7 protein-coding genes are annotated in these 8,149 nt (G+C 57.5%); 3 read left to right on the top strand and 4 right to left on the bottom strand.

The window, feature by feature from the left end; translation table 11 throughout:
* Both H6F59_RS12415 and cbiT read right to left on the bottom strand, forming a co-directional pair.
* Window positions 1-928 (bottom strand): ADP-ribosylglycohydrolase family protein (locus H6F59_RS12415; RefSeq protein WP_242021402.1); only part of this gene is annotated, 928 nt, incomplete at its 3' end.
* On the bottom strand, window positions 921-1,520 hold the full coding sequence (gene cbiT, locus H6F59_RS12410) for a precorrin-6Y C5,15-methyltransferase subunit CbiT (protein WP_190699716.1): 600 nt from the start codon (window positions 1,518-1,520) through the stop codon (window positions 921-923). The genes cbiT and H6F59_RS12415, both read right to left, overlap by 8 nt.
* A 245-nt stretch (window positions 1,521-1,765) precedes the next feature.
* Between cbiT and H6F59_RS12405 the strand changes: the two genes are divergently transcribed.
* On the top strand, window positions 1,766-2,188 hold the full coding sequence (locus H6F59_RS12405; RefSeq protein WP_190699711.1) for a thioesterase family protein: 423 nt from the start codon (window positions 1,766-1,768) through the stop codon (window positions 2,186-2,188).
* A 70-nt stretch (window positions 2,189-2,258) separates the two neighbouring features.
* On the opposite strand, the gene H6F59_RS12400 is transcribed toward H6F59_RS12405, so the two are convergent.
* Complete coding sequence (locus H6F59_RS12400) at window positions 2,259-3,350, bottom strand: ATP-binding protein (RefSeq protein WP_190699707.1); 1,092 nt, start codon at window positions 3,348-3,350, stop codon at window positions 2,259-2,261.
* A gap of 91 nt (window positions 3,351-3,441) precedes the next feature.
* On the opposite strand from H6F59_RS12400, the gene H6F59_RS12395 reads away from it, so the two are divergent.
* Window positions 3,442-6,270 carry a cation-translocating P-type ATPase gene (locus H6F59_RS12395; protein WP_190699705.1) on the top strand — a complete coding sequence of 943 codons (2,829 nt, stop codon included), beginning with the start codon at window positions 3,442-3,444 and terminating at the stop codon, window positions 6,268-6,270.
* A 23-nt stretch (window positions 6,271-6,293) separates the two neighbouring features.
* Window positions 6,294-6,917, top strand: coding sequence for an exopolysaccharide biosynthesis protein (locus H6F59_RS12390; RefSeq protein ID WP_190699702.1), 624 nt, complete (start codon window positions 6,294-6,296; stop codon window positions 6,915-6,917).
* Between the two features lie 186 nt (window positions 6,918-7,103).
* On the opposite strand, the gene H6F59_RS12385 is transcribed toward H6F59_RS12390, so the two are convergent.
* Window positions 7,104-8,051, bottom strand: a complete 948-nt coding sequence (locus tag H6F59_RS12385; protein ID WP_190699699.1) for a DUF1517 domain-containing protein — start codon at window positions 8,049-8,051, stop codon at window positions 7,104-7,106.
* Window positions 8,052-8,149 lie beyond the last annotated feature (98 nt).

The following is an 8,149-nucleotide window of genomic DNA, read 5'->3' as shown; positions in this document are numbered from 1 at the left end:
CAGCATGTAATCGCTCAGCAAGCTCAGCAATTCGATCACCCATGGCGAGCTGTTCAAGCCAAGACATTGGTATGCCCGATTCGCTGTAATAAGCTCCAGCTACTTGACCACAAATAGCGGCGGTTGTGTCGGCGTCATCACCAAGGTTGGCTGCCGCCAGAATGGCTTGTTCGTAACTTTCCGTTGTCCAAAAACACCACAGCGCCGCTTCCAAGCTGTCTACGACATACCCGGTGCCTCGAATATCATCGACTCGCTTGCTTTGATAGTCCCCAGCGGCAATAGCTTGGATAGAGGGGGATGTAATTGTATCCAAGTCATTGTCAAAGAGAATTTCGGTTTTGCTAGTGCCTGAGAGCGCTCGGAATAACATATTCCCAAACAGGCGACTGGCATCAATACATTCTGGTGCCCCGTGAGTTGTGCGAGAACTCTCGCCCGAAAACTGGATGGCGCGATCGCGATCGGGAAAATAAAACATGGGGACGGGCGCGAGCCTCATTAGGCAACCATTTCCAGCAGTTTTGGGATGGGTAGAACCGCTAAATGGATTGCCGGAGGTTTTGTATTGAGACAGCGCTTGCCTGACAGTGTTGCCAATATCAAAGCAGTCACCGGTGCTGCTGAGATAACCATTCTCGTGCCAATCGCAGTAGCGATTCATTTGATCTGCGGCATCAAAGGCACTGACCTCGATGAGGCTAGTGGCTAGGCACAGAGCCATAGAGGTATCGTCAGTCCACTGACCGGGCTTGAGGTTGAAAGGACCACCACCAACCATGTTTGTTATGGGTGGAAACGAGCCACGGTGCTGAAATTCGACCGTGGTGCCAACGGCGTCACCGATGGCTAACCCTAGTAGACAGCCTCGAAATCGCTTTAATGAATTCAACTGTGGGGCAACCGAACTGGCCTTGCTATCACTCATACTTTTCGCCGCTGAGAATGAAAATCGGGTCTACCGCCGTGAATACCTGGTAGTTGCCCTTAGTCTCTAGCCGGTTGACGGCGGGTTGAGCCGCTTCGATGTTGCGCACCCGTAGGTGGGCAAAGGTCTCAGACACCACGTAAAGGGTTTCGAGGTTGCCCGCGGTTACCACCACTCGCCCCAGGGACGGCAGGTAGTCCCAGGCGGCCAGCAAAATTTCTTTGAGGTTGCGTCCGCCTTCGACAAAAATGCAGTCGGGGTGGTGGGGCAGCTCGCTCAAACAGCCGGGGGCGCTGCCCTGAATGACTTGCACGTTAGTAAGGCCAAAGCGATCGCAATTGCGCCGAATTAACTCGGCTACATCCTCGTCGCGCTCAACCGCCACCACCTTGCCGACAGGGCACATTAGCGCCGCCTCGATCGCCAAGGTGCCGGTGCCCGCGCCAATATCCCACAGCACATCCTTGGGCTTGAGCCGAAGGTAGCCCAGCAGCAGCAGCCGCACCTCCCGACTGCTGAGAGGAATGCCGGGCAGTTGCTCGAACAGGTGATCGGGAATACCAGGGGTGGCGTAGGGCCAAAGTTTCGCCATAGAATTGCCGGGAATAAAGCTAGCTTCATTATGGCGGGGGGAAAAGAAGGGGCGATCGCGCAGTCTCTAAAACGGCAAGCCGAATAGATCCCCTTAAAGAGCGCGATCGGCATCAGACCGCGCAGTATTTAGAAATTCGAACAATTAGTTTGTTAGGCTTCCTAGCCTGTACTGGAGGCTGAGTTCTTCCAACCCCAACACTTCCTCTGCCCTCACTGCACTCCTTATACCCCTTCGGTTAGTCCATGGAAGCCTTCTACCACCACGAGTTTGTTGTGCCAATGGAGGTTGTCGATGGCAATAATCATGTCAACAACGTCGCCTACGTGCAGTGGATGCAGGATATCGCCATTGCCCACGCCACCAGCGTCGGCTGCACCGCTGAGACCCAAGCTCTAGGGGCTACTTGGGTAGCCCGATCGCACCAAATCACCTACCTGCGTCCGGCCTTTGCGGGCGATTGCCTGCGCCTCACCACCTGGATCACCACCCTGCGCAAAGCCCGCAGCACCCGTCAATACAAGTTTTTGCGCCTCAGCGACGATACCGTGCTGGCGACTGGCGCTACTGAGTGGGTTTTTGTTGATGCCGTTAGCCATCGCCCCCGCACCATTCCTACCTCTGTGTCGGGATGCTTTGAACTAGCACCCGTCGCAGAAGATGTGTAATTCAAAACCCTATCTGGTTCCGCCTGTTCGTAGGGGCATTGCACTGCAATGCCCCTACCCAGCCAACTACCTACCGCAGCCGCTGTTTGAGCCAAAAATCGAGCAGCGGCAGCGCAATCCGGTAGCCGAACTGGGGGCCGTAGATTAAGCCCTTTTGCTCCAGGCTGGTGAGCGCCCCCTGCAAGCCTCCGCCCCGCGAAAGCTGGTGTTTCTTGATGTAGGCATTGGACTGAGGGCTGTCGGTGGGGTCGAGGGCCAGGCTTTCAAGCACGCGGGCCTGGGTAGAGGGCAACAGCAGCAGCAGGGCTTCAAAGACAACCGCCATATCTTGGGCTAGACCTAGCATGGTGCTATGCACCAGGTGCGCCTGAATTAGCTCTGGGGCCGGTGAGGCGATCGCATTGCAGCCCAACCACAGGCGCTGGGCTAGGGTAATGGCATCCTTCATGTGGCCCTGCACGTAGCTAAGAAACAGCTCCAGGGCCTGGCTTTCGGGGTCAAACTTGAGGCCCGCTGTGGCCATGGTGCCAATTACCCAGGGTTGCAGTTCGCGATCGCTCAGGGGGGTAAGCGCAATCACCGGCAGCTGGCTGGCGGTCATCCAGGGTTCGGCCACGGTGGCGATTAAAGCGTAGCTGACCCGATTCTGCCGCTCGATCTCCTGGCGCAGGTGACTTTCCCACTTGCCCTGACGATCCCATGAGCGAATGTGGGGAAAGTTGTGAAAGATAATCACCACCTGGCAGTTGAGCCATTCTGCTAGGTATTGGGGCAGCGATAGTAAGTCCTCAAACAAGGGCCACTCTTTGCCCAGGGTTTTGGGCCACACCAGCCGCGCTTCGGTCTCCAATGTTTGATCAACGCTGAGAGGCTGATTCAAGCTCCACTGCTGAATTTGGGCAATTTCACTCGGTTCTGAGAAGGCGTCCACAATGCCATCGGCCAAAAACCGCAGAAATTGACCCGCGTTGCGGCAGCGTAGCAGGTCGATTTCCAGACAGCGCGAGCCCTCCTGGCAGGCGGCGCTGCGAATTAGGGTGCGGCGGCCAATGCCTGGCACTCCGGTTACTACAAAATCGCTGTCTTGACGGAGCAGGGCGCAGACGCGTTCTAATTCACTCTCTCGGCAAATCAGCGACTGCGGCACAAACGGATTGAACATTAAGGCAGAGCTGCACTATTTATTAGTGCTATAAATGTAGGCTAGATACTGGCGAATAGTAGCACTTGATTTTTTGAGGTAAATTGCACCCGTGGCCCAAAGCACCATCCCCAGCAAAAGCGCGTCTGCTAACCTTTGGCATACCCTCACCCCGGAGCGGGCGATCGCGCTGTTAGAGAGCAGCCCCGAAGGGCTAAGCCCTAGCGAAGCCGAGCACCGACAGCAGGTCTATGGCCCCAACGAGCTTCAGGAGGGGGCCACCCGCAGCCCCTGGGAAATTCTGTGGGATCAGTTCAAAAACATCATGCTGCTGATGCTGATCGCGGTGGCGCTGGTGTCACTGGTGCTCGATCTGCGCGAGGGCGGCTTTCCCAAAGATGCGATCGCGATCTTTGCCATTGTGCTACTAAACGGCATTTTGGGCTACCTGCAAGAGAGCAAGGCCGAAAAAGCCCTGGCTGCCCTCAAAAACATGACCTCCCCCCGGGTACGCACCATTCGCCAGGGTCAGGAGCAGGAAATCGACGCCAAGGCCCTGGTGCCGGGCGATGTGGTGCTGCTAGAAGCAGGAGTGCAGGTGCCCGCCGATGGTCGCTTGCTCAGTGCCGCCAACTTGCAGGTGCGCGAAGCTGCCCTGACTGGCGAAGCCGAAGCGGTGATCAAGCAGCCTGAGCTGCTTTTAGAGGATGAGTCTGCCCTGGGCGATCGTCTCAACCTGGTCTACCAAGGCACCGAAGTTCTCCAAGGACGCGGTACCGTGCTGGTCACCCAAACGGGGATGACCACCGAGCTGGGCCGCATTGCCACCCTGATTCAGTCGGTGGAGACTGAGCCTACGCCCCTCCAGCAGCGCATGGCGCAGCTGGGGAATGTGCTGGTGACGGGGTCACTGGTACTCGTAGCCCTAGTGGTGGTGGCGGGGCTGCTGCGCACAGGCGACCTCAGCCTGTTTGATGAGCTACTAGAAGTTTCCCTCAGTATGGCCGTTGCTGTGGTGCCGGAAGGTCTGCCCGCCGTCATCACTGTCACTCTGGCCCTGGGCACCCAGCGCATGGTGAAACGCCACGCCCTGATTCGCAAACTGCCGGCGGTAGAAACCCTGGGCTCGGTCACCACCATTTGCTCCGACAAAACCGGCACCCTGACTCAAAACAAAATGGTGGTGCAGCAGGTTAAGACCGTAGAACACCAGTATGAAGTGACCGGCGAGGGCTATGCCCCCGTAGGCAACCTGCTGGAAAATGGGTCTGCCATCGCTCCCCAGTCCGACTCATCCCTCCAGGCGTTGCTAATGGCCTGCGCCCTGTGCAACGACGCTACCCTCAATCAGTCCGGCAGCATTTGGACCCTGCTGGGTGACCCTACCGAGGGGGCACTGCTGGCCGTAGCGGGCAAAGGTGGCTTTGATCAAGAGAAGCTGGGCCAACAGAGCGATCGCATTGGCGAGGTGCCCTTCACCTCAGAGCGCAAGCGCATGAGCGTCGTCGTGCAGGCCCATGCTGATGCCACCTGGCCCCTGGCTCCCCAAGTAATGTTCACCAAAGGCTCTGCCGAACTAGTGCTAGAACGTTGTAGCACTAGCCAAGGCGAGGGGCAGCTTGTGCCGCTTACCGAGGCTCAGCGGCAAGCTATTTTGGCCCACAACGACGCTATGGCCTCCAGTGGTCTGCGAGTTTTGGGCTTTGCCATGAAGCCCACAAACGTCGTAGCTAATCCCAACGCCAACCTAGAGCCCGAGGAGCAAAACCTGATCTGGTTAGGCCTAGTGGGCATGCTGGATGCTCCACGGCCTGAAGTGCGTGCCGCCGTGGTTGACTGTCGGCGGGCCGGCATTCGCCCAGTGATGATTACGGGTGACCACCCGCTGACCGCCAAGGCGATCGCTGAAACCCTCGGCATTGCCAAACCCGGCGACACCATTCTGACCGGGCGCGAGCTGAGCCACCTTTCCCCTGAGGAACTGGAACGCACCGTCCCCGATGTCAGCGTCTACGCCCGCGTTGCCCCCGAGCACAAGCTCCGCATTGTGCAGGCGCTGCAAAAACAGGGCGAATTTGTCGCCATGACCGGCGACGGCGTCAACGATGCCCCGGCTCTCAAACAGGCCGACATTGGCATCGCCATGGGCATCACCGGCACCGACGTTAGCAAAGAAGCCAGCGATATGGTGCTGCTCGACGACAACTTTGCCACCATTGTGGCGGCTACCGAAGAGGGCCGGGTGGTCTACGACAACATTCGCCGCTTCATCAAATACATTCTGGGCAGCAACATTGGCGAGGTGCTCACCATTGCCGCCGCCCCAATTATGGGTCTGGGTGGCGTGCCCCTTTCGCCCCTGCAAATTCTGTGGATGAACCTAGTGACAGACGGCGTGCCCGCCCTAGCTCTGGCCATGGAACCCGCCGAACCCGACGTTATGGAGCGTCCACCCCACAATCCGCGAGAAAGCATCTTTGCGCGCGGCCTTGGGTCCTACATGGTGCGGGTGGGCATTGTGCTAGCGGTGTTGACGATTGGCCTGATGGGCTGGGCCTACCGCTATACCACTGCCCCCGGCTATCCCGGTCATCCTGACACCTGGAAGACGATGGTATTCACGACCCTCTGCCTAGCCCAAATGGGCCACGCCCTGGCAGCTCGCTCAGACACACGCTTAACAGCTCAGCTCAATCCTTTGTCGAATCCTTACATATGGGGTGCGGTTTTACTCACCACCGGCCTGCAAGTGTTGTTACTGTACGTTCCAGTCCTGGCGCAATTTTTCGGCCTTCATCCCCTAGCAGCCTCAGAACTGGCGATTTGTTTTGGCTTTAGCGCCCTAATGTTTGCCTGGCTAGAGATCGAAAAACTGGTCATTCAACTGTCGCTACGGCGCAAGCAACCGAGTCTGCCCAATGGGTCTAAACGCGTGCTTTAATCCCACTCAATTTCCTCACCCCTATGGATTCTGATCCTCCTCAACTCCACTTTTCTCAGGAAATCAAGGCCTTGCTAGAGCGCATAGCCGAGCAGCCGCTCACCCTTTCCCATGTGCTCAACGAAACCGCCGAGCGGGGCTTTTCCCTGGTGATTGGGCTGCTGGTGCTGCCGTTCCTGTTCCCCATGCCGCCGGGGTTTACCACCATTTTGGGGTCGGCCTGTCTGCTGCTGTCGCTGCAGATGGCGGTGGGGCGGCGATCGCCCTGGCTGCCCCGACGAGTGGCCCAGTTTCAGTTCCCGTCGGTGCTGGCTAAAACGGTGCTCAGCAATCTCAAGCGGGTGACTCGTATCACCGAGCGGTTCGTGCGGCCTCGCATGCTGGGGCTGGCCAACAACCCTTCGGTTTGGCACATCAACGGGTTGTGTATTAGCTGGCTAACGCTGCTGTTGATGAGTCCAATTCCCTTTACCAATCCCATCCCCACGGTTGGCATTTTGATCTTTGTGGTGGCTACCCTCGAAGCCGATGGGGTGGTAATGATTTTGGGCTACGTGGCCACAGGGCTGATCACCGCTACCTTTGGCCTCGCGGGTTACTTACTGTGGCGATCGCCTGAGCTGCTTCAGAACTGGTTTCAACGATAGAGCCGTATCCCGCTGGATTCTCCCAAGAGTTCATGCCCTCTCCTGCGGGGCCACCTGAACAGAATTGACCCTAGGAGGTCTTCCCAAGCATAGCGGTGGCTTTGACTTCGCTTAACCACCGGATTCCATAAACACAAAAAAGCCCTTTGTTTTCAAAGGGCTTTTTTGTGGAAGTTAAAAAGCAATCTAAATCAGCTTCAGCTCTGGGTACTGAGCAATCAGCTCATCACCGCTGAGGGTCTCTCCCGACTGCTGAGGCGTCCAAAGGACTTCCACAGCTAGCAGGTTCTCACCGGAGACTGCACCAATCTGGTTGAGGGCCTGGCGTAAGTCAGCCGAGGAGTAAACCTTAGGCAGGTCAAGCTTGCCCTGGGTTGCTACAACCACCGTAGCGAGAATGTATTCGCCGGGAGCCTGGTCGGTGTCGCCCGTCAGCAAAGCCTGGGGCTCAGCTTGAGTAAGCTGGTTGTTGACGTTAGACAGAGTTTCGGCACTAAACTGGCTGCGGGCCGAGAGGGTATAGCGGTTAAACTCTTGCTCAGCGCTGAGCAGGCGGGTTTGCTTTTCTTCGCCGGCAGCGTAGGCCCAGTAGTCCGGGTGGCGCAGCAGGGCCAGAGTAGTTTCTTGCAGCAGCTTGGCTAAACCTTGGGAGGTACCGGTATCAGCCGTAGTTGCCAGACGGTTGAGGTCGTCTTGCAGAGCGCGGGCATCGGCCAGTAGCCCTACCTGGAGTTTGGCAATAGACACCGGCGGGTTGCTGCTAGCAGGAGCAGCATAGTCGTAGTCGTCACCAGCAGTTGCGCCCCTGAGGCCACGCACCACTACATTGGCGATGGCAATGAAAATCAGCAGGGTAAACAACCCGCCAAAACCACCCCCAATGCCAATGAAGGGGAATAAAAACGGAAAGCCAAAGCCACCGCCGGGATAGTAGCCGCCACCGCCACCGGGAGCGTAGGTGCGAGGGGCCGGACTCATGCGAGGAGCCGGAGCCCGGAAGCTACCGCCTCCCATGCGGCCACCTGCAGCGGCCCAGGCACCCTGAGCGGTGCCAAACACCAAAACTACGGCCAAAACCACGGCCATTAGGGGCTTCAAAAACGGCTTGAGGCGTTGAAAAAGTTGTTTAACCATCGCGTAAAACCGGGTGCTAACGTGGAGTGCTTTATGTCTTTAATGTAACGCGAAGTGCTGCTGCTGCTTGGCAAACTAGCGGTGGAAACCCGTACCTA

It is taken from the genome of Nodosilinea sp. FACHB-141, assembly GCF_014696135.1.
Taxonomy (GTDB): Bacteria; Cyanobacteriota; Cyanobacteriia; order Phormidesmidales; family Phormidesmidaceae; genus Nodosilinea.
Note: the sequence above shows the minus strand (reverse complement) of the source record. Positions and strands in the feature narration are given on the sequence as shown.